Origin of the sequence: Nonomuraea sp. NPDC050680 (assembly GCF_040654555.1) — a bacterium.
Taxonomy (GTDB): domain Bacteria; phylum Actinomycetota; class Actinomycetes; order Streptosporangiales; family Streptosporangiaceae; genus Nonomuraea.
The window spans coordinates 77,834-98,145 of the sequence record NZ_JBFAIF010000005.1 but is presented as its reverse complement, the minus strand read 5'-3'; the positions used below and the strand labels follow the sequence as shown (position 1 = coordinate 98,145).

Annotated in this window: 16 protein-coding genes and 1 tRNA gene; 8 read left to right on the top strand and 9 right to left on the bottom strand. The window is 71.5% G+C overall.

Annotated elements, in window-relative coordinates; all coding sequences use genetic code 11:
* Positions 1 to 3: 3 nt before the first annotated feature.
* Complete coding sequence (locus AB0H88_RS20390; protein ID WP_357646581.1) at positions 4 to 1,242, bottom strand: MFS transporter; 1,239 nt, start codon at positions 1,240 to 1,242, stop codon at positions 4 to 6.
* A gap of 68 nt (positions 1,243 to 1,310) precedes the next feature.
* On the opposite strand from AB0H88_RS20390, the gene rph reads away from it, so the two are divergent.
* The 5 genes from rph (at position 1,311) to AB0H88_RS20365 (ending at position 6,927) form a co-directional block, all read left to right on the top strand.
* Complete coding sequence (gene rph, locus AB0H88_RS20385; protein ID WP_357646579.1) at positions 1,311 to 2,030, top strand: ribonuclease PH; 720 nt, start codon at positions 1,311 to 1,313, stop codon at positions 2,028 to 2,030.
* Complete coding sequence (rdgB, locus tag AB0H88_RS20380) at positions 2,027 to 2,617, top strand: RdgB/HAM1 family non-canonical purine NTP pyrophosphatase (RefSeq protein ID WP_357646577.1); 591 nt, start codon at positions 2,027 to 2,029, stop codon at positions 2,615 to 2,617. The genes rph and rdgB overlap by 4 nt, the downstream gene beginning before the upstream one ends.
* A 70-nt stretch (positions 2,618 to 2,687) precedes the next feature.
* Entirely contained in the window at positions 2,688 to 4,343 is a 1,656-nt protein-coding gene (locus AB0H88_RS20375; RefSeq protein ID WP_357646575.1) for a molybdopterin-dependent oxidoreductase, read from the top strand.
* A gap of 1,790 nt (positions 4,344 to 6,133) precedes the next feature.
* Complete coding sequence (locus tag AB0H88_RS20370; protein WP_357646573.1) at positions 6,134 to 6,661, top strand: toxin glutamine deamidase domain-containing protein; 528 nt, start codon at positions 6,134 to 6,136, stop codon at positions 6,659 to 6,661.
* Positions 6,658 to 6,927: a hypothetical protein gene (locus AB0H88_RS20365; RefSeq protein WP_357646571.1), complete on the top strand. Its 270-nt coding sequence runs from the start codon at positions 6,658 to 6,660 to the stop codon at positions 6,925 to 6,927. Before AB0H88_RS20370 ends, AB0H88_RS20365 begins: the two co-directional genes overlap by 4 nt.
* Before the next feature lie 142 nt (positions 6,928 to 7,069).
* Here AB0H88_RS20365 and AB0H88_RS20360 read toward each other — a convergent pair whose 3' ends face one another.
* The 4 genes from AB0H88_RS20360 to AB0H88_RS20345 form a co-directional block, all read right to left on the bottom strand.
* A complete protein-coding gene (locus AB0H88_RS20360; protein ID WP_357646569.1) occupies positions 7,070 to 9,562 on the bottom strand; it encodes an FtsX-like permease family protein in 2,493 nt (830 codons plus the stop codon).
* Between the two features lies 1 nt (position 9,563).
* Positions 9,564 to 10,316 (bottom strand): ABC transporter ATP-binding protein, encoded by a 753-nt coding sequence (locus tag AB0H88_RS20355; protein WP_357646567.1) that lies wholly within the window; start codon positions 10,314 to 10,316, stop codon positions 9,564 to 9,566.
* Between the two features lie 105 nt (positions 10,317 to 10,421).
* The gene (locus tag AB0H88_RS20350; RefSeq protein WP_357646565.1) at positions 10,422 to 11,072 is read right to left on the bottom strand and encodes a response regulator transcription factor; all 651 of its coding nucleotides are present in this window, start codon (positions 11,070 to 11,072) and stop codon (positions 10,422 to 10,424) included.
* Entirely contained in the window at positions 11,072 to 12,253 is a 1,182-nt protein-coding gene (locus AB0H88_RS20345) for a sensor histidine kinase (RefSeq protein WP_357646563.1), read from the bottom strand. The genes AB0H88_RS20350 and AB0H88_RS20345 overlap by 1 nt, the downstream gene beginning before the upstream one ends.
* Positions 12,254 to 12,399: 146 nt before the next feature.
* Between AB0H88_RS20345 and AB0H88_RS20340 the strand changes: the two genes are divergently transcribed.
* Positions 12,400 to 12,942: a hypothetical protein gene (locus AB0H88_RS20340; RefSeq protein WP_357646561.1), complete on the top strand. Its 543-nt coding sequence runs from the start codon at positions 12,400 to 12,402 to the stop codon at positions 12,940 to 12,942.
* Here AB0H88_RS20340 and AB0H88_RS20335 read toward each other — a convergent pair.
* Positions 12,939 to 13,961 (bottom strand): helix-turn-helix domain-containing protein, encoded by a 1,023-nt coding sequence (locus AB0H88_RS20335; RefSeq protein ID WP_357646559.1) that lies wholly within the window; start codon positions 13,959 to 13,961, stop codon positions 12,939 to 12,941. The genes AB0H88_RS20340 and AB0H88_RS20335 overlap by 4 nt on opposite strands.
* A gap of 154 nt (positions 13,962 to 14,115) precedes the next feature.
* Here AB0H88_RS20335 and AB0H88_RS20330 point away from each other — a divergent pair, with 154 nt between their 5' ends.
* A complete protein-coding gene (locus AB0H88_RS20330) occupies positions 14,116 to 17,889 on the top strand; it encodes a S8 family serine peptidase (RefSeq protein ID WP_357646557.1) in 3,774 nt (1,257 codons plus the stop codon).
* Between the two features lie 33 nt (positions 17,890 to 17,922).
* On the opposite strand, the gene AB0H88_RS20325 is transcribed toward AB0H88_RS20330, so the two are convergent.
* Positions 17,923 to 18,005 (bottom strand) — tRNA-Leu (locus AB0H88_RS20325).
* A 112-nt stretch (positions 18,006 to 18,117) separates the two neighbouring features.
* Complete coding sequence (bcp, locus tag AB0H88_RS20320; protein WP_357646556.1) at positions 18,118 to 18,591, bottom strand: thioredoxin-dependent thiol peroxidase; 474 nt, start codon at positions 18,589 to 18,591, stop codon at positions 18,118 to 18,120.
* 143 nt (positions 18,592 to 18,734) lie between these two features.
* On the opposite strand from bcp, the gene AB0H88_RS20315 reads away from it, so the two are divergent.
* Positions 18,735 to 19,067, top strand: coding sequence for a DUF3618 domain-containing protein (locus AB0H88_RS20315; RefSeq protein ID WP_357646554.1), 333 nt, complete (start codon positions 18,735 to 18,737; stop codon positions 19,065 to 19,067).
* Between the two features lie 17 nt (positions 19,068 to 19,084).
* Here AB0H88_RS20315 and AB0H88_RS20310 read toward each other — a convergent pair whose 3' ends face one another.
* Positions 19,085 to 20,278, bottom strand: a complete 1,194-nt coding sequence (locus AB0H88_RS20310; protein ID WP_357646552.1) for an amino acid deaminase/aldolase — start codon at positions 20,276 to 20,278, stop codon at positions 19,085 to 19,087.
* Positions 20,279 to 20,312 lie beyond the last annotated feature (34 nt).

Here is a 20,312-nt window from a genome sequence, read left to right as displayed (position 1 = left end):
CGTTTACGACTTGGCTTGAATCTGTGAGAAGTCCCGTAGCCGCGGCAGCGGCGAGAACATCAGCGGCAGGAACGACAGCAGCCGCGCGCCCATGAACACCCAGAGGGCCTCTCGCACCCCGATGTGCTGAGCCACGATGCCGCCGAGCAACGCGCCCAGCGGCATCGTGCCCCAGACGATGAACCTGACCGTCGCGTTGACCCGCCCGAGCATGCCCTGCGGCGTGACGGTCTGCCGGTAGGTGAGCTGGCCGACGTTGTAGATGATCGCGCCCCAGGAGAGCGCGATCGAGGCGATCGCGAACAAGGAGACCCGCCAGTCGGCCTGCGTCATGGGCAGCAGCAGGCCGAAGGGCGAGGTGACGGTTATGGCCAGCCAGGTCATCCTCGCCGTGCCGTACCTGGTGAACAACCGGCTCCCGGTGAGGCCGCCGAGCAGTCCGCCGACCGCGCCCGACATGAGCATTACACCGATCAGGCCGGGTGGCAGCCGGACCACGTCGGCCAGGAACAGCACCGACAGGCTGACCACGGCGCTCAGGCTCAGGTTCGTCGCCGCGGTCGTGATGACGATCACCCGCAACAGCCGGTCGCGCCGGACGAACCCGAGCCCCTCGGCGATGCCCTGTCGCATCCGCGGGCGTTCCTCGGCGACCGGCGCCTGGTCAGGCGTCTTGATGGCGCTCAGGAGGACCAGTGAGCCCAGCGCGGCCAGCGCCGTGGCCAGCATCGTGCGCGAGGCGCCGATCAGCTGTACGAGCGCGCCACCCAGACTGGGACCGGCGAGCGAGCCGCCCGACCTGACGAACTCGAGCTTGGAGTTGCCGTCGCTCAGACGGTCTCTGCTCACCAGCTCCGGCAGGTAGGTCTGGTCGGCCACGTCGTTGAAGACCTGGGCGGTGCCGGCCAGCAGCGCGACCACGTACAGCATGCCGACCGACAGCAGCCCCAGCGCGTCGCTGACCGGGATGCTCGCCAGCAGCAGGCATCTGACCAGGTCGGAGGTCACCATCACGCGGCGCCTGCGCAATCGGTCGACCCAGACCCCCGCGGGCAGGCCGATCGCGAGGAACGCCGCCGTCTGCAGCGCGGAGAGCACGCCGACCTCCAGCGGTCCGGCGTGCAGTGCCAGCACGGCGACCAAAGGGAGCGCCACGCGGGAAATGTTGGCTCCGAGTTCGTTGGCCACGTGCGAACTGAGGAACCGGATAAAGTCAGGGTTTCGCAACACCCCCGTTGTCATTGCGTAAGGATCCATGTGTCGGACACATTCGGTCAAGAGCGTTGCGGCGCGGAGATAGGGTGATCTGCATGTCGCGACAGGATGGCCGAAACCCCGACCAGCTCCGCCCCATCACCATTACCAGGCAATGGATTACCCATGCCGAAGGCTCGGTGCTGGTGGAGTTCGGCGGCACCCGGGTCCTGTGCGCCGCATCGGTCCAGGACAGCGTGCCGCGCTGGCGCCGGGGGAGCGGCCAGGGCTGGGTCACGGCCGAGTACGCGATGCTGCCGCGCGCGACCAACACCCGCAACGACCGCGAGTCGGTCCGCGGGAAGATCGGCGGGCGCACGCACGAGATCTCGCGGCTGATCGGCCGCTCGCTGCGGGCCTGCGTCGACTACAAGGCGCTGGGCGAAAACTCCGTCCTGCTCGACTGCGACGTCCTGCAGGCCGACGGCGGCACCAGGACCGCCGCGATCACCGGCGCCTACGTGGCACTGGCCGACGCCGTCGCGTGGATGCGCGAGCGCCGGATGTGCCCCGGCGACCCGCTGGTCGACTCGGTGGCCGCCGTCTCGGTCGGCGTGGTCGGCTCGGTCCCGATGCTCGACCTCTGCTACACCGAGGACGTGGCGGCCGAGACCGACATGAACGTGGTGATGACCGGAGCCGGCAGCTTCGTCGAGGTGCAGGGCACCGCCGAGGGCGCGCCGTTCGACCGCGCCGCGCTCAACCAGCTCCTCGACCTGGCCGTCACCGGCTGCGAGGAGCTCACCCTGATCCAGCAGGAGGCGCTGGGGGCATGAAAATCGTCCTGGCCACCCGCAACGCGGGCAAGATCGCTGAGCTGCGCCGGATCCTGTCGGGGTTCGACATCGTGGGGCTCGAGGAGTTCCCCTCGATCGGTGAGGTGGCCGAGACCGGCGTCACGTTCGAGGACAACGCCCTGCTCAAGGCGCACGCGGTGGCGCAGGGCTCGGGGCTGCCCGCGGTGGCCGACGACTCGGGCCTCTGCGTCGACGTGCTCAACGGCATGCCCGGGGTGTTCTCGGCCCGCTGGTCGGGGCGCCACGGCGACGACAAGGCCAACCTCGACCTGCTGCTGGCGCAGATCTCCGATGTGCCCGCCGACAAGCTGACCGCCCACTTCGCGTGCGCGGCCGCGCTGGCGCTGCCGTCGGGGGAGTGGCGCGTGGTCGAGGGCACGCTGGCGGGCCACCTGGTCACGACCCCCCGCGGCACCAACGGGTTCGGCTACGACCCGATCCTGGTGCCCGAGGGCGAGACCCGCACCGCGGCCGAGCTCTCCGCCGACGAGAAGGACGCCATCAGCCACCGGGGCCGCGCCTTCCGCGCCCTCGCCCCGATCGTCCGTGACCTCATCGCGAGCTGACGCGACCATCGAGAGTTGACGTAACCATCGCGTAAGAACCACCGGCCGCCAGAGGCGTAGCGTCAGAACCGTGCAGAACAACGATGTGATGCCGGCCTGGGCCGGGGCGCTGGCGGGAGTGGTGGCCGGGGCCGTGGCGCTCGGCGTCGCGCAACTCGTCGCCGGGGTGCTGAAGCCCGCCGCCTTTCCCGTGGTGGCCGTGGGCAACGTGGTCGTGGACAACACGCCCGCGTGGCTCAAAGAGTTCGCCATCAGCAACTTCGGCTCGAACGACAAGACCGTGCTCATCGCGGGTGTGCTGGTGGTGCTCGCGGTGGTGGCGGCGCTCATCGGGGTGCTGGCGCGGCGGCGGGTCGCGTACGGGCTGGTGGGGCTCGGGGCGTTCGGCGTCGTGGGCATCGCGGCGGTGGTGACCAGGCCGGGCGCGGGAGTGCTCGACGTGGTGCCGACCGTGGTGGGGGTCGGCGTCGGGGCGTGGGCCCTCACGTGGCTGCTGGCGCGGGGCATGCGGGTGTCGTACGGGGGCGCGGGGGTGGCGGCTTCGTCGGCTTCGGGTGCCGAGCCTGGTGGTGGCGGCGGATCCTCGGCTGATTCTCCTGGGGTTCCCGCGGATGAGGCTGAGCGGCCTGCCGTGATGCGGGCCGGCTCGGAGCCGTACTCGTTCGACCGGCGGCGGCTGCTCGGCGGCGTCGCGGGTGGTGTGGTGGTCGCGGGGGCCGCCACGCTGGCTGGGCGGGTGCTCGGGGGGAGACAGACGGCGGAGACCGCCCGGGTGGCGGTCGCTCTGCCCAGACCCAGGGTGGCGGCCAGACCGCTGCCACCGGGAACGGATTTCGGTATCCGCGGCCTCTCCCCATTCGTCACGAAAAATCAGGACTTCTATAGGGTCGATACCGCGCTGATCGTGCCGCATGTCGATCCCCGGCAGTGGAAACTGCGCATCCACGGGATGGTGGACCGGCCGATCGAGATCACGTACGCCGACCTGCTGAAGCGCCCCCTCACCGAGTCGTACGTCACGCTGACCTGCGTGTCCAACGAGGTCGGCGGCGAGTACATCGGCAATGCCCGCTGGCTCGGCGCCCGGATGGCCGACCTGCTACGCGAGGCGGGCCTCCAGTCCGGCGCCGACATGCTGCTGTCCACCTCCGACGACGGCTTCACCGCCGGAACCCCGGTCGACGTGGTGATGGATGGTCGCGACGCGCTGTTCGCCATCGCGATGAACGGCGAGGCCCTGCCCGTCGAGCACGGCTTCCCGGTGCGCCAGGTGGTGCCCGGCCTCTACGGGTACGTCTCGGCGACCAAGTGGGTGGTGGACGTCAAGGTGACCCGGTTCGACAGGGACGAGGCGTACTGGACGCCGCGCGGCTGGTCCGCCAGGGGGCCCATCAAGACGGAGTCCCGCATCGACCTGCCCAAGCCGGGCGCGTCGGTGACGGCGGGGCGTACCACGATCGCGGGCGTGGCCTGGGCGCAGCACACCGGGATCGACGCGGTGGAGGTGCGCGTCGACCGGGGTGAGTGGCGGCAGGCGAAGCTGGCCCAGGTGCCGGGCCCCGACACGTGGCGTCAGTGGTCGCTCGACTGGGACCTCACTGCCGGCAAGCACACGATCGAGGTCCGGGCCACGGACGCGGCCGGCCGTACTCAGACCGAACAGCAGGCGCCGCCGGCGCCTGACGGTGCGAGCGGCTGGCACTCCATCCAGGTCAACGTCGCCTGAGCGCGGCCCTTCTCCCTGTTTGCGCAGGTAAGGCGGGTAGTTGGGACCGCCAAAACTTGTTGACTTCCCCTCCTTGAGATGGCCCATCGCCCTACGATCGGTCGTCGAGCCATGACAGGAGGCAGGACGTGTTCCGCGACCGCAAGTTCAGCATGCGGTGGGTCCTTCCCGAGGGGCATTACGACCCTGTGGTGGGTGACGGGGTCAGGTGGCGCGACTATGAGCGCGCCGCCGACTCGGACCTGCTCGCCTCCCCCCTCCCGACCCCGGCCCCGCCCTCTTCCGCCCACGCATCGCCTAGCTCGCCTTCTTCCGCCTCCCCGTCGCCCTCCTCGGGTCGGGTATCGGCGAGTTCGCCGTCTTCCGGCGGCCTATCGTCTGGTTCCCCTTCTTCCGGCCGCCCGTCGCCGTCTTCAGGTCGCCTGTCGCCTGGTTCGCCGCCTTCCGGCGGTCTATCGCCCGCCTCGGCTTCTGCCGCCCACTCATCGCCCGACTCGCCACCCGAATGGCCGGGGACTCCGTGGGGCGCCTCACTGACCGCGCTATCGGGTCCGTCGGCCGGACGGTCGGCGGCACGATGGCCGGCGCCGCCGGAACGGACGGCGGTGCGATGGCCGGCGCCGCCGGAACGGTCAGCCGTGGTTGGAGGGTCGACCGTAGCCGGGAAGACGGCCGTGGCCGGCGGGTCGGCCATAGCTGGGAGGTCGGTTGACCGGGGGGCCGATCCGTCGTCTGGGGAGTCGATCGGGCCGTTGGTCGACCCGCCTGGTGCTCCGCCTGACGCGTCGTCGGGTCCCCACCCACCCACGCCGTCTGCCGGTTCCGCGTCCGTACGGCCAGGCGCCTCGCCGGGCGCCTCATCGGTCGGGCGCCACAGCGCGCCTGTCGCCTCGCGGCATTCGGCGTCGAGCGGTGTGCCGGGCGGCATGGCGCAAATGGGGGAATCAGCGGTGGGCAACGCACCCGCGCCCGCGAGCGGCATGGGGTCCGGGAGCGGCTCGTTGTCCGGGGGCGGCTCGTTGTCCGGGGGTGGCGGGGTAGCCGGGGGCGGCTCGGTGTCCGGGGGTGGCGCGGTGTCCCGGACCGGATCGGTGTCCGAGGGTGGCTCGATCTCCCGGCATGGCTCAGTGTCCGTGAACGGCGCGATCTCCGTGAACGGCGCGATCTCCGTGAACGGCGCGATCTCCGGGAGCGGCGCGATGGCCGGGAGAGGCCAGGTGTCCGAGGCGGGGTCTCGGAGTGGATCGGTGCCTGGGAGCGGCTTCGGCTCCGGGAGTGGGTCGGACTCAGCAGGTGGCTCGGCATTCGCGGAGGGCGCAGGGTTTAGCGGGGGCGGGATCAGCGACGGTGCGGGGGGGCCGGGCGCTGGGGCGACGGGTGGGGCGGGGATGTTCGGTGGGTCGGCGGCGGCCATTTTGGGTCTCTCGCCGGAGAGTGCTTCGCCAAGCTCGGGTATTGCGGGGGTTGAGCGGCAGGTAGGTGGGGCCGGGGCGGTTGCGCCGCAGGGAGCCGGGGTGGGGACGGCTGGGCGGCACGCGACCGGGACCGGGACCGGGACCGGGACCGGGACCGGGACCAGAGGTCCTAGTCGGCAGGTGATCGGGGTCGGAGGTTCTGGTCGGCAGGAGGTTGGGGTCGGAGGCTCCGGTTGGCAGGGGGTTGGGGCGGGGGCGGCTGGGCGGCAGGCGGTCGCTGAGCGGGACTGGTTCGATCGGTCGCATCGGCCGCCGAGGTTGGCCGGTTATCGGCCCTACGGGGTGCCTGGGGGGCTGGCGAAGCCCGATGCGCAGGTGGAGCACGATCTGGCGCTGGCGATTCCGCTCGGTACGCGGTTTCCCGATCCGCGCGGCACGTGGGTCAGGCTGATCAACGGCGGCGGTCCGGCCGACGACCCGTTTCGGGCGTCCAACGCCGCCGACTGCGCGCTGGCCGTGCTGTCCACCTGGCACGGCGAGCCTGCGGCGGCGGCGCCGAGGGTGCCGGAGTACGACCGGATCGGCCGGCCGCAGGTCACCGGTGAGGCCGGGGGCACGGGGCGGATCGAGCGGTGGGTGGGGCAGCGGTTCCAGTACCTGGGGCAGGGGCGGCACGCCTATCCGATGGTGGCGCGGCGGCTGCTGGAGGCGGGTCACGGGGCGGCGGCGGTGATCGTGGTGCGCTGGCCCGGTGGCGGGTCTCATGCGTGGAACGCGGTCAACTCGGGTGGCGAGGTGATCTGGATCGATGCCCAACGGGGCCATATGGCCGTTGAGCCGCCCTATACGACGGTGACCGGGGTGTTCTGCGTGATCGTTGACAGGCAGGGGCAACCGCAATGAATCTCGACCAGGCCAGGGCGTTGGCGGAGGAGTACTTCAACGGGGTGCGGCGGGCGGACGACTCCGTCTCGGTGGGGATTCATGGGTTCAATGAGGGCTATGTCGCTTGGATACGAGAGCCTGAGCTCGACGACCCGGCGACCCTGCCCAGTACGGTCGGCGGGGGTTGCATCGTGATCGACAAGGTGTCCGGCGAGGTGGTCACCCGGCCGCTTCTCGATCCGGAAACGGTCGCCGAGCTCTGGCCCGGCCGTACCCCGCGCTGATCGGCCGTGCCCCTCGCTGACCAGGCGAGCGGCGAGCGGCGAGCGGCGGGGGCCGGGTGTGCGGGACGACGAGGGATGCGGCTCGCCGCCCCGCATAGCTTTCTATCCGGAAATTGTCGTCTTTATCGTGATTTGTCGGGGATTATCCGGTTGCTAGCGAGCCCACGATCGACGCCCGAGCCGCCCGGCGCGCAGGCAGTACCGCGGCCAGCACCCCGGCCAGCCCCGAAAGCACCACGAACAGCGCGATCTGCCCCACGGGAATCACGAACCCGGCGCCGTCGATCATCGCCCGCATCGCCGCCCACCCGAACACGCCGCCGAGCACCACCCCGACCAGCGCCCCGATGAGCCCGAGCACCAGCGCCTCCACCGAGAGCATCCGCCGCAGCTGCGGCCTGGTCAGCCCGAGGGCCCGCAGCAGCGCCGACTCCCTGGTCCGCTCATGTACCGACAGCGACAGCGTGTTGGCGATGCCGAGCAGTGAGATCAGGATCGCCAGGCCCAGCAGCCCGGTGATGATCATCAGCAACATGTCCAGCGTGTCGTCGAACTGCCCGCGTACCTCCGTCGCGCTCGTCACCTGGACCATCGGGTAGGCCGCCGTCGCCGCGTCCACCACCTTGCGGGCCTGTGCGGTGGGCACGCCGTCCTTGATGTTCACCATCACCCGCGTGTCGGGTATCTGGCCGAAGTACTCCTCGAAGGGCCCCTCGGCCACGGTGAACGTCGGCAGGGACGAATCGCCCGCGAGAATGGCGACCACCCGCAACGTGACGGTCCCGGCCTTGGCGGTCCGCACCGCGACCGTGCCGCCGACCCGCAGCCCGAACTGCTTGGCGGCGGAAGCGGCCACCGCGACCTGCCCCGGCTCCAGCCGGTCCATCGAACCGGACCGTACCTCCGGCTTGATCGGTCCGTTGAAGGTGCCGACCTGCACCGAATCGCCGGAGGCGGGGAGTTTGGCCTTGGCCGCGCGGATCTGTACGACCGAGGACAGCTCCGGGCTGCGCCTCAGCGCGTTGGCCACCGACCGGGGGACGGCGGCGTCGCGCTCCTGGGTGGCCACCAGGTAGTCGATGGGGAACTGGTTGTCGAGCTTGGCCGTCATCGTCACCCGCGTCGAGGCCGTGACCACCGAGATCAGCGTCATGAGCGTCACGCCGATGGTCAGTGCCACGGTCGTGGTGGCGGCCCGGCGGGGGTTACGTGCGGAGTTGTCCACGGCCAGCCGCCCCGGCACGCCGAACAGCCTGGCCGGGATCCAGCCGATCAGCGCGCTCAGCGGCTTGACCAGCACCGGTCCAAGGATGAGTACCGCCAGGAAGGTCAGCGCGCCACCGCCCATGACGACGAAGAGCGGCACCATCTGGCCCGGCTCCATCACCAGTGCCCCGTAGCCGGCCGCGCCGAGCCCGGCGACGAGGAAGAGCGCGGCGAGGAGCACGCGTACGACGCCGGTGCGGAACGTCTGCTCCTCCACCTGCGTGCGCAGCGCCGCGATCGGCGCGACCCGGGTGGCGGCCCGCGCCGGCAGCAGCGCCGCCCCGACGGTGACCAGCAGGCCGAGGCCCAGGCCGCTGAGCATCGTGACCGGCGTCAGCGAGATGGCCGCGTTCGTGGGCAGCGGGGCGTCGAGCGCGCCCAGCACGGCCAGCGTCGCCGCGCCCAGGCCGTAGCCCGCGAGCAGGCCGAGCGCGGACGACAGGAGGCCGACGGCGGTGGACTCCAGCACGATCGAGCCGAACACCTGCCCGCGCGTGGCGCCGATGCAGCGCAGCAGCGCCATCTCCCTGGCCCGCTGCGCGACGAGGATATTGAAGGTGTTGTAGATGACCAGCGCGGCCACCAGCATGGCCACCAGGCCGAACAGCAGCAGACCGGTGGTCAGTGACTCCATCTCGATGCCGGACTCGGCCGCCAGGCCCTTGGCGAGCTCCGCGCCGGTCTTGACCACCGCTCCCGATCCGGCGGCGGCGGCGACCGCCTGCTTGAGCCCCGCGCCGTCGCCCGCGATGTCGATCTCGGCGAAGCCCTTCGCGCCGGTCATCCGCTGAGCGGTGGCCGGGGTGAAGCCGACCGCGCCGGTGTACGCCAGCATCTGGTCCAGGCCGGTGTCCATGATGCCGACCAGCCTGAACCGCTGCTCGCGGTGCCGGGAGTCGAGCACGGTGATCGTGTCGCCGAGCTTGAGGCCCTGGGCCTTGGCGGTGTTCTTGTCGAGCACCGCCGCCTGGTCGTCGGATCCCGGGCCGGTGCCGCTGAGTATGGTGGTGCGGCCGAGCCGGCCGGTCACGATCGAGACGGCCGTGGTCGGCATGTTCCCGACCACCTTGCCGTCCTTGCCCAGCAACGGCGCGCCGCCGCGGATCAGCCCCTGCGCCTCCAGCACGCCGGACAGGCCGCGCACCTGGTCGAGCAGGCGTTCCGGTAGCGCTCCCTCGCGGTCCTCGGGCAGTACGGCCAGGCCGACCTTGTCCGCCTCGGCCGTGGCCTGCTGCGACAAGCCGGCTTTGATGGTGTCGGTCAGCACGAACGTACCCGCGATGAAGCCGACACCCAGCGTGATCGCCAGCGAGGTGAGCAGCAGCCGCACTTTGTGCGCGCGCAGCCCGGCCAGAGTCGTCCGCAGCAACTCAGGCCTCCAGCTTCATCAGCGTGTCGAGCACCGACTGCGGTGAGGGCGCGCTGATCTCGCTGACCAGCTCGCCGTCGCGCAGGAACACCACGCGGTCGGCGTACGCCGCGGCCACCGGGTCGTGCGTGACCATGACGATGGTCTGGCCGAGTTCGCGTACGGACGTGCGCAGGAACGACAGCACCTCGGCGCCGCTACGCGAGTCGAGGTTGCCCGTCGGCTCGTCGGCGAAGATCACCTGAGGCTTGCTGATCAGCGCCCTGGCCACGGCGACGCGCTGCTGCTGGCCGCCGGACAGTTCGGTCGGTTTGTGGGCGAGCCGGTCGCGCAGCCCGACCGTCTCGATGACGCGGTCGAACAGCAGCCGGTCCGGCTGGCGGGCGGAGATCTCCAGGGGCAGACGGATGTTCTGCTCGGCGGTCAGCGTCGGCAATAGGTTGAACGCCTGGAAGATGAAGCCGATCCGCTCGCGGCGCAGCAGCGTGAGCTGTTTGTCGTTGAGCCCGGTCAGCTCCACGTCGCCGATGTGCACGGTGCCGGAGGTCGCGGTGTCGAGCCCGGCCAGGCAGTGCATCAGCGTGGACTTGCCGGAACCGGACGGGCCCATGATCGCGGTGAACGCGCCCGTCGCGAAGGCGACGTCCACGCCGCGGAGGGCGTGGACCCGCGCGTCGCCCTGGCCGTACACCTTGGTCAGCGCTCTGGCCACCACCGCCTCGGGAGCCTGTCGGCGGGTATCGGTGAGGGTCACGTTCACTCCTTCTCGTCTGCGGGAACGTGACCAACCTAGGAGCGGAAAGTGCAGGAAATATGGGCCCTGAGGAGGGGTTTCGTATAGGTCCTGAGATGACCCGGGTCAGCCTTTCGGCTGACGTGACGGGACCACCAGGCCCGCCTCGTAGGCGTAGACCACCACCTGGGCCCGGTCCCGCAGTCCCAGCTTGGCCAGCACCCGGCCCAGGTGCGTCTTCACCGTGGCCTCCGCCACCTCCAGTCCGGCGGCGATCTCCTGGTTGGACAGGCCGCGGGCCACCATGAGCAGCACCTCGCGCTCGCGTGGCGTCAGCTCCGACGCGGCCGTGAGCTCCTCCGTCGGCAGCTGCGCGGCGAACTTGGTGAGCATCCGCCTGAGCGTGCTCGGCGCCACGACGGCGTCGCCGGCGTGCACCGCCCTGATCGCGGTCAGCAGGTCGGCCGGCGGCACGTCCTTGAGCAGGAAGCCCGAGGCGCCCGCCTTGACCGCCGCGAAGGCGTACTCGTCGAGGTCGAAGGTGGTCAGGATGAGCACCTTGGGGCCGTCGATCCGCCGGGTCGCCTCCACGCCGTCCATCCTGGGCATGCGTACGTCCATGAGCACCACGTCCACCTCGACCTCGCGCAGCACCTCCAGCGCCCGCACCCCGTCACCGGCCTCGGCGACCACTTCGATGTCGGGCTGGGCGCCCAGCACCATCCTGAACCCGGCGCGCAGCAACTCCTGGTCGTCGACCAGCATCACCCGGATCACTAGGCCGCCCTGGTGCCCGGCACCGGCAGCGTGGCCAGCACCTCGTATCCGCCGCCCGATCTCGGCCCGGCCGCCACCTCTCCGCCGTACATGCCGACCCGCTCGCGCATCCCCACCAGCCCGTGCCCGTCGGGGCTGCGTGGCGCCGCCGCGCCCCTGCCGTCGTCGGTCACCCGCACGACCAGCTCGCGCCCGGCGTACCGCAGCTCGACCAGCGCGCGGACGCCGGGGCCGCCGTGCTTGAGCGCGTTCGTCAGCGCCTCCTGCACGATGCGGTAGACCGCGAGCTGCTGCCCCTCGGGCAGCTCGCCCGGCCGGCCGCCGACCCGCAGCCGCGCGGGCACACCCGCGCCGCGTACCAGCTCCTCCAGCTGCGCGAGGCCCGGCTGCGGCGTGTAGTCCGTCTCGTCGGACCCGTCCTCCCGCAGCACGCCGACCAGCCTGCGCATCTCGGCGAGCGCCTCGCGCCCGGTCTTGGAGATGGTGCGTACGGCCTGCCGCGCCTGGTCGGGGTCGCTGTCGATGGCGTATCCGGCGCCGTCGGCCTGGACCACCATCACGCTGACGTTGTGCGCCACCACGTCGTGCAACTCCCTGGCGATCCTGGTGCGCTCGGCCGCGGCCGCCATCCGGGCCTGCTGGTCGCGCTCGCGCTCGGCCCGTTCCGCCCGCTCCTCCAGGCTCTCCAGATAGCGGCTGCGGGTCCTGGCGTACAGGCCGGTCAGCCAGACCGTCACGACGAGGATCGAGCCGCTGAAGAAGATGCTGAACGTCGGCGTCTGCCAGCGCACGATGACCAGCAGCACGCCGATCTCGGCCACCACGCCCGCGGCGATCGCCCACGGGAACCTGCACCGGAAGGCCACCGAGTAGAGCGCCACCAGCACCGCGATGTTGGCCGGCATCGGATCGGCCTTGGCCAGCCACTGCCCGAAACTGGCCAGCGAGAGGATCGCGAAGACGGTCAGCGGCCGGTCCCGCCGCCACAGCAGCGGGACGATCAGTATCGCGCAGAGCCCGACATAGCCGGCCACCCCGATGTACAGGTTGCCGTTGTCGAACGGGCCGTTCTTCCCGTACGGCACGGCCATGAACAGGCAGAACACCGCCAGTGGCGCCACCCGGAGGGCGTCCATGAGCCTGCCATGGCGTCCTGACCATCCCATTACCCTGCCGAACACATCATTACGATACGGAGGCTTCGGCGTGGGTTTGTCAGCCTCTAGGGGGAGGTTTGGGTACGACTCAGGTCTTACACCAGCCTTACGCGGCATAGGGCACTCTTGTCGTTGGGAGCGCCTTAACGGGCGAGTAAAGGGAGATCGTGATGGCGGATCATGATCGTGATGCCGGGTCGCGTGGCGAAGAGGAAGCGCCACGCGACCCGACCCCTGGAGACCGGCCCGCCGCTCCCCGCGACGCGGAAGCGGCGACCACCCGGGTCTCGGGGCCGCCGCCCGGAGCCGGCTGGGCGACAGCGGCTCCTCCACCACCCCACAGACCGCCACCTCCGCGCTCTGACAGCTTTCGTGACTTCTTCCGGCTGAAGCCCACGCAGATCATCGGCGCGGGCCTGATCGGGCTGATCATCGGCGGCATTCTCGGGGGCGGCGCCGTGGCGGTGATCAGCGGCATGGTCCACCGAGGCGATTCCGCCCATGTCTACTGGGGTCGCTATCCCAGTTATCCCGGCTACCAGGACTGTCGTCCGGGCCCTGGCGGGGGCTACTGCCGGCGGCTGCCGCCGTACCCCGGTCCGTATCAGATGCCGGCGACTCCGTATCCGTTGCCCACGGTGGTCCCCAGCGGCGTACCTACGATGATGCCCCCCAGCGTCATGCCCACGCCGATGCCCACAAAGACCGGTTAGGGCGCTCGCAGACCAGGCCCGCGGTCCAGGACCAGCAGGTCGTGCTGCGCGGCCAGGAACCCGGCGTGGAAGCGCGTACGGGCCCCCAGCCGCTCGCACAGCTCCTGCACCCGCCGCTGCACCGTACGCGGGCTGAGACCGAGCTGCCGCGCGATCGCGTCGTCCTTCATCCCCACCGCCAGCAGGGCGAGCACCTCGGTGTCGCCCGGCTGCGGCCACACGTCCCGCTCGATGTGCGCGGCCGGGTCCGCTGACAGCCGCAGCGGCACCGCCGCCTGCCACAGCACCTCGAACAGCCCGACCAGAGCGTCGAGCAGCGCCGACGGGTGGACGACCAGCGCGCTCTCCACCGCCCGGTCCTCGTCGGACACCAGCGGCAGCATGGCCGTACGGCCGTCGGCGATGGCCAGCTTGACGGGCACCTGCCCCAGCCGGGCCTGCTCGCCGTCGGCGATCGCCTGCCGCGTGTGTGCCAGCATGCCGGGCTCCTCGAACGCCAGCGGCCCGTAGATGCCCCGGATGGACGGACCCTGGTGGGCGGCACGCTGCTCGTTCTCCTGATCGTCCAAGATGTCGACCGCGTACGGCGGGCGCACCAGCACGAGCATCTCGGCCGTGACGCTGCGTTCGAGCTGGAGGTAGCGGCGGGCGACGGCGTAACGGCCGGTCACCACCTCCAGCACCTCCTCGGGATGCGGTCCGGTGCGGTCGGCCACCTCGGTGGCGAGCAGCGCCGCGGCGGCCCGGCTGTGCGTGATCTCCTCCTGGCGGCGGGCCACCAGCACGTCGATCGCGATGTTCGGCGGCGTGGCGATCAGTCGCAGAGGTCTGCCGGCCACCCGGGAGATCAGCCCGAGGTCCTCCAGCCTGGGCAGCATCCGGCGGATGGCGGCGGCGGACGCGCCGGTCTCGGTGGCCAGCTGGCTCAGCGTCGCGGGCCCGTGGCGGAGCAGCGCCCGGTAGGCCGTCTCCTCGGCGACGCTGACGCCGAGGCCCTCCAGCAGCCGCCGTTGCGCCATGCCCGCCCCCTGTCGTCCGGTCGTCCCGAACGGGAGCGTAGCCCAGGCGGGTTTACGACAAGTCGGGATCTCGCCAGACGAGACCTATGGACCGGAACGCCCCCACGTCACTAGAAATTGGGCCGGTACATTTCTCGCTTTCTGGAGGTGGCCGATGAGGCCCAGGCGTTGGACAGCGGTGGCCGCCTCCCTGGCGGTGGCCGCGGTCACCACGATCACCGGTACGGGCGCACGGGCCGAGGACGCCCCGGCGCTGGCGCCGGACCCCGCCAAGCACGGCTATGACATCACACTGATCACCGGTGACCAGGTGCATGTCGCCGTCGCCGCCGACGGCCGTCAGAAGGCGAGCGTCACGGCCGCCCCGCGCGGGGACGGGCCGCCCGCCGGTTTCCGGATCACCGAGGACGGCGGGCAGCTCACCGTGCTGCCCAGCGACGTGGAAGGGCTGGTCCCCGGCCGCCTCGACCCCGAGCTCTTCAACGTGACCGCCCTCGCCGCGCAGGGCTACACCGACGCGCGGTCGGACGCCATCTCCCTCATCGTCACGTACGGGAAACAGAGCGCGATGCCGGCCGTCCCCGCGCTGAAGGCGGTCCGCACGCTGGAGAGCATCGGCGGTTCGGGGGTCCGGCTGGCCAAGAGCGCGGCGCGGGGCTTCGGCGGTGACCTGTCCGCGCTGGCCGCGGGCCGTACGAAGAGCCCGCTCGACGGCGTCACCAAGATCTGGCTCGACCGCAAGGTGGAGCCGGCGCTGGACCGCAGCGTGCCGCAGATCGGCGCGCCGGCCGCGTGGTCGGCGGGCTACGACGGCGCGGGCACGACGGTGGCGGTCCTGGACACCGGCGTCGACACCGGGCATCCGGACCTGGCGGGGAAGGTCGCCGACGAGCGTGACTTCACCGACAGCGGCAGCGCCACCGACGAGTTCGGGCATGGCACGCACGTCGCCGACATCATCGCGGGCAGCGGCGCGGCCTCCGGCGGCTCGCGTAAGGGCGTCGCGCCCGGCGTCAAGCTGCTCAACGGCCGGGTCCTGGACGCCAACGGTGAGGGGTTCAGCTCCTGGATCATCGACGGGATGGAATGGGCGGCGGCGGAGAAGCACGCCGACATCGTGAACATGAGCCTGGGCGACCCCAGCCCCGGCGGGCCGCTCACCGACGCCCTGGGCGCGCTGTACGTGGGTTACGGAACGCTGTTCGTGGTGGCGGCGGGCAACAGGGGCTGCGAAGCCTGCGTCGGGAGCCCGGGTGACGCCCCCGCCGCGCTGACCGTGGGCGCGGTCGACGGCCAGGACCGGCTGGCCGACTTCTCCAGCTTCGGACCCATCGGGCTGGAGCGCGCGGTCAAGCCCGACATCACCGCGCCGGGCGTCGGCATCGTCGCCGCGCGGGCGAAGGGCACCTCGCTCGGCGAGCCGGTGGACGAGCACTACACCCGCCTGTCCGGCACCTCCATGGCCACCCCGCACGTCGCCGGGGCCGCCGCGCTCCTGCGGCAGTCACGCCCCGGCATCTCGGCCGGGGAACTGAAGTCCCTGCTCATGGGTACGGCCAAGCCCATGCCCGACACCTCCGTGGACAAGCGGGGCACCGGCCGGGTGGACGTGGCCGCGGCGCTCGGGGAGCCGGTGCTGACCGCCCAGGGCCCGATCGACTTCGGGCTGTCCGAGGTGTCCTCCGGCCGGCCGGTGACCCGCGAGATCACCTACCGCAATCCCGGCAAGTCCCCGGTCACCCTCGGCCTGGCCACCGGCGGCTCGTTCAGCGTCTCGCCCGCCGAGCTGTCCCTGCCCGGCGGTGCGCAGGCCACGGCCCGGCTCACCCTCGATCCGGCCAAGGCGCAGGTGGGGTGGCAGCGCGCGGAGCTCGTCGCGACGCCGCGCCAAGGGCCGCCGATCCGTACCTCGCTGACCGGCAACGTCGAGGTCGAGCGGGTCCGGCTGCGGGTGAGCGGGATCGCCAGGGACGGCCGCCCCGCGCCGGCGTACGCCGCCGCGCTGAACGTGGACGACGGGACCCGCGACGGCCGCGAACTGCCCGGGGACCCGGTGCGGCGGTGCGAGAGTGACCCGGGTGGCTCGTGCGTGCTGGTGCCGCCCGGCACCTACTCCGTACTCGGCGTCATCAACACCCTGCGCCCGTCGGTCGACAGCATGTCCTACGCCGACCGTGGCACCGTGCTCAATCTGAGCTTCACCGGGGAGCCCGAGCTGAAGGTCGCCGGTGACACCGAGGTCGTGCTCGACGCCCGCAAGGCGGTCGAGATGCGGGTCGACACGCCCGACCACGTGACCAAGCGGAACAGGGGCACCGCGACCAAGCTCATCTGGACCCGCGCGCCCGCCAAGGGCGCGCCGCTCACCGAGACGATCCTGCAGGACGAGAGCGCCGACGAGACGTACTACCTGCAGCCCACGAAGCGCGTCACCAAGGGCCGGTTCGCCGTCGCCACCCGCTGGCACCTGGAGGCCCCCGCCATCACCCTGCGGACCGCCGGGCTGGAGCTGAACCCCGACTACGTCGACCCCGTCTGGTTCAGCGACGTGTCGGCCGACTTCCCCCGCCTCGACGGCTCCGCGCTGCTGCCGGCCGTGGACGCCGGAACCGGCACGCCCGCGGACCTCAAGGGCCGCGACCTGCGCGGCAGGCTCGCGCTGATCCGCCGCACGGCCGACCTGACGGTCGCCGCCCAGTCCAACGCCGCCGCGGTGGCCGGGGCCCGGATGGTCGCGGTCTACGGAGACCTGCCCGTGTCGGAGAGCGGGGTGAAGCTGAAGGTCCCGACCGTCGCGCTCACCGGACACGAGGGCGCCCGGCTGGCCGACCGGCTGCGCAGGCTGCCGGTGCCCGTCCTGGCCAAGGGCATCGTGGCCAGCCCGTACGTGTACGACCTGTACCTCAGCGAGGAGGGCGGGATCAGGGACCGGCCCGACCACACCTTGCGGGCGAGATCCCTGGCCCGGGTGGACTCGGACTTCTTCAGCCAGCTGGCCGACGACGTGACGCTCTCCGAGAACCGCTTCGGCTGGCAGCCGTGGGAGACGACCTCCTGGGACACCGGCCGGCCCGTCCGCCGTACGCCGCGCGACCGGGTCGACTACCTCACCGCCGGTTCCGGGGTGCGCTGGAGCAGCAGCATGGAGGCGCCGGAGCGGCCGTACAACTACATGTGGGAGCACGACCAGGCCCGCATCGGCGTCTCGGGCCCCGACGACGCGCCCTTCCGGGCGGGGGAGCGGATCGGCCGCACCTGGTTCAAGCAGCCGCTGCTGCCCGGCCCCGGTACGGTCCGGCCGCTGCGCAGGCAGGGCGACCTGCTCCAGGTCGACCTGTGGGGCCTCATCGACGCGGGGCGGAACACCGGCGTCGCCCAGACCGACACCTTCGAGACCGGCATGAAGACCGGCTGGCGGTTCTACCAAGGGGACACGCTGCTGGCGCAGACCGAGCGGCGCCCGCAGGGGACACTGCTCCTGCCGGCCGCCGCCGCCACGTATCGGATGGAGTACGACGTCGAGAACCGCGCCGCCTGGGCCCGGCTGTCGACCAGGACGAAGACGGCGTGGACGTTCCCGTCGCAGCACGACGCCGGGCCGGGCACGACGATCCCGCTGCTGCTCGCCGACTATGACGTGGCGACGGACCTGAAGAACCAGGCCGCCTCACCGCGGCTCGGCCTGACCCTGCGCCACCAGGACGGCTCGGCGGCCGCCCCGATCAAGGACGTGTCGCTGGAGGTGTCGTACGACGACGGCGCCTCGTGGCGCGCGGTCCGGCGGCTCACCGCTAAGGGGAACGGCGCCTACGAGGCCACGCTGGACCGGCCGCGGTCGGCCGGAGTCGTCTCGTTGCGTCTCAAGGCCGCCGACACGCGCGGGGCGAGCCTGTCACAGGAGGTGATCAGGGCGTACGCGCTGAGGTAGCCGAGATGGGGGACTTCGCTGAAGTAGCCGAGGTGCGGGCGGGGGGACTCGAACCCCCACAGTGTCGCCACCAACAGGACCTAAACCTGCCGCGTATGCCATTTCGCCACGCCCGCGCAGCCCCCGCCAGAGCGGGCCTGAGCCGAGTTTAGCGTCCCGGCAGTGCGCCGGGGGCCCGTCGCGCGAGGGACGGGCCCCCGGCGCATGACCGGACGGGCCCCTCGCCTTTCAAGCCAGCCCGAGCTTCTTCTTCAAGCTCGCCACGTGGCCGGTCGCCTTCACGTTGTAGAGGGCCTGCTCGATCTTTCCGTCGGCGTCGATGACGAAGGTCGAGCGGATCACGCCGACGACCTCCTTGCCGTACAGCTTCTTGGTGCCGTAAGCCCCGTACGCCTTGTGCACGTCGAGTTCGGGGTCCGACAGGAGCGGGAAGGTGAGCGAGTCGTGCTCGGCGAACTTGACCAGCTTGGCCGTCTTGTCCTTCGACACGCCGAGCACCACGAAACCTTCGGCGGTCAGCTGGCCGAGGTTGTCGCGGAAGTCGCACGCCTGCTTGGTGCAGCCCGGCGTCATCGCGGCGGGGTAGAAATAGAGGATCACCCGCCGGCCGCGGTAGGTCTCGAGGGAGACGGTCTCGCCGTCGGCGGCGGGAAGCGTGAACTCGGGCGCGGCGTCGCCGGGCGCGAGTTTGGTTTCGGTCATGGGGCCCTCCAGAGTTCGTCGTGCAAAACCTACCGGCCTGCCCGGAGTGCCGTGCGGGTCGCCGACCTGACAGACTGATCAGCGAAGAGCGCTTCATTGATCACCGGGCGGAGCTCGCACGGAGCGCGGTCGAAAGGAGAGCCATGGCTGACACCGATCCCGACGAGCTGGAGCGGCGGATCGCGCGGACGCGCGCGGAGTTGGCGGACACGGTCGACGCCATCGCCGACCGGGTGAGTCCCAAGCGGGTCGCCGAGCGCACGGTGGCCGACGTGAAGACACGGGCGAGCCATCTGGTGACCTCGGTCGGCGACGCGCTCGGGGTGACGCAGCGCCCCGTCGAGTACGCCGACGACCCGGACCGGCTGTGGGCCGAGGAGCAGCCCAGCCTGGCGCCGGTGCTGATCGGCGTGGGCGTCGTGCTGGTGGTCGGCGCGGCCATCACCCTCTGGCGCCGCCGTCGCCGCCGCTTCTAGCCGTTCCAGAGGCGGCGTCAGAGGAACGTCCGGCCCTCGCCCCGGTACGTCGGAGCGGTCTCCACGATGGTGTCGCCGTCGACGAGGTGAAGCTCGCTGAAGCGTTCGCACATCTCGCCCGCCTTGGCGTGCCTGAACCAGACCCGGTCGCCCACCCGCAGGTCCTGGGCCGCCTGGCCGAGCAGCGGCGTCTGCACCTCACCCGCGCCCTCGTCGCGCGTGTAGCGGAGCCCCGCGGGCAGGTACGGCTGCGGTAGCAGGCTCGTCCCCGGCCGCCCGGAGGCCAGGTAGCCGCCCCCGAGCACCGTCACCGCGTCCGGTCCCGGCCGGCGCACGACCGGGAGCGCGAACAGCGCGGCCGGCCGGCCGGTGAAGGCGCGGTAGAAGTCGAAGAGCCGGGGATGGAAGAACCCGGAGCCCGCCGCCACTTCGGTGATCGCCTTCTCCCGCACGGTCCGCTCGACGGAGCCGGTGCCGCCGCCGTTGACGAACTCCAGGTCGCAGAGCTGCCGGACGGCGTTCACGAGGCGGCCGCGGCGCAGGACCAGCTCGCGGGCCGACAGGCTCTGCATGATCCGGATCGCCCGGACCAGCGCGGCGTTGCCCGGCTGGTCATCGCCGACCCCCGCGATCTGTCCCTCGTACGCCATCAGACCCGCCAGGCGGAAGCCGGGTCGCTTGGCGATGTCGGCGGCCAGGTCGGCGGCCTGCTCGGGCTCGCGGATCGTGGAGCGCAGGGTCCCCGCCCGGAATCTGCCGCCCAGAGCGACATATCCCGCGTCGAGGTCCATCGACAGCCGGATCTCCGCCCGCGAACGGACCTCTGCCACCGCGTCGTCGACGTAGTCGAGATGGTCGGCGGCGTCGATGGTCAGTGTGATCTCACTGGCCGCCCGCGCGTCTCCGGCCAGCGTCGCGAGCGCGTGCCTGTCGGCCGTCGGGTAGGCCACGAGGACGTCGGTGAACCCCCGCTCGACCAGCCAGAGCGCCTCGGGCAGCGTGAAGGCCATGATGCCGTGGAAGCCGTCCATGGCCAGGATGCGTTCCATGACCGAGCGGCAGCGGATCGACTTGCTCGCCACCCGGATCGGCTTGCCGGCCGCCCGCCGTACGAGATCGGCCGCGTTGGCGCGCATGGCCGCGAGATCGAGGATCGCCAATGGCGGCTCGAGCGCTCTGGTAGCACTGTCATAGCGGCGGAGATCGTTCATAAAGGCAGCTTAACGACATATCGGGCAAATGAAT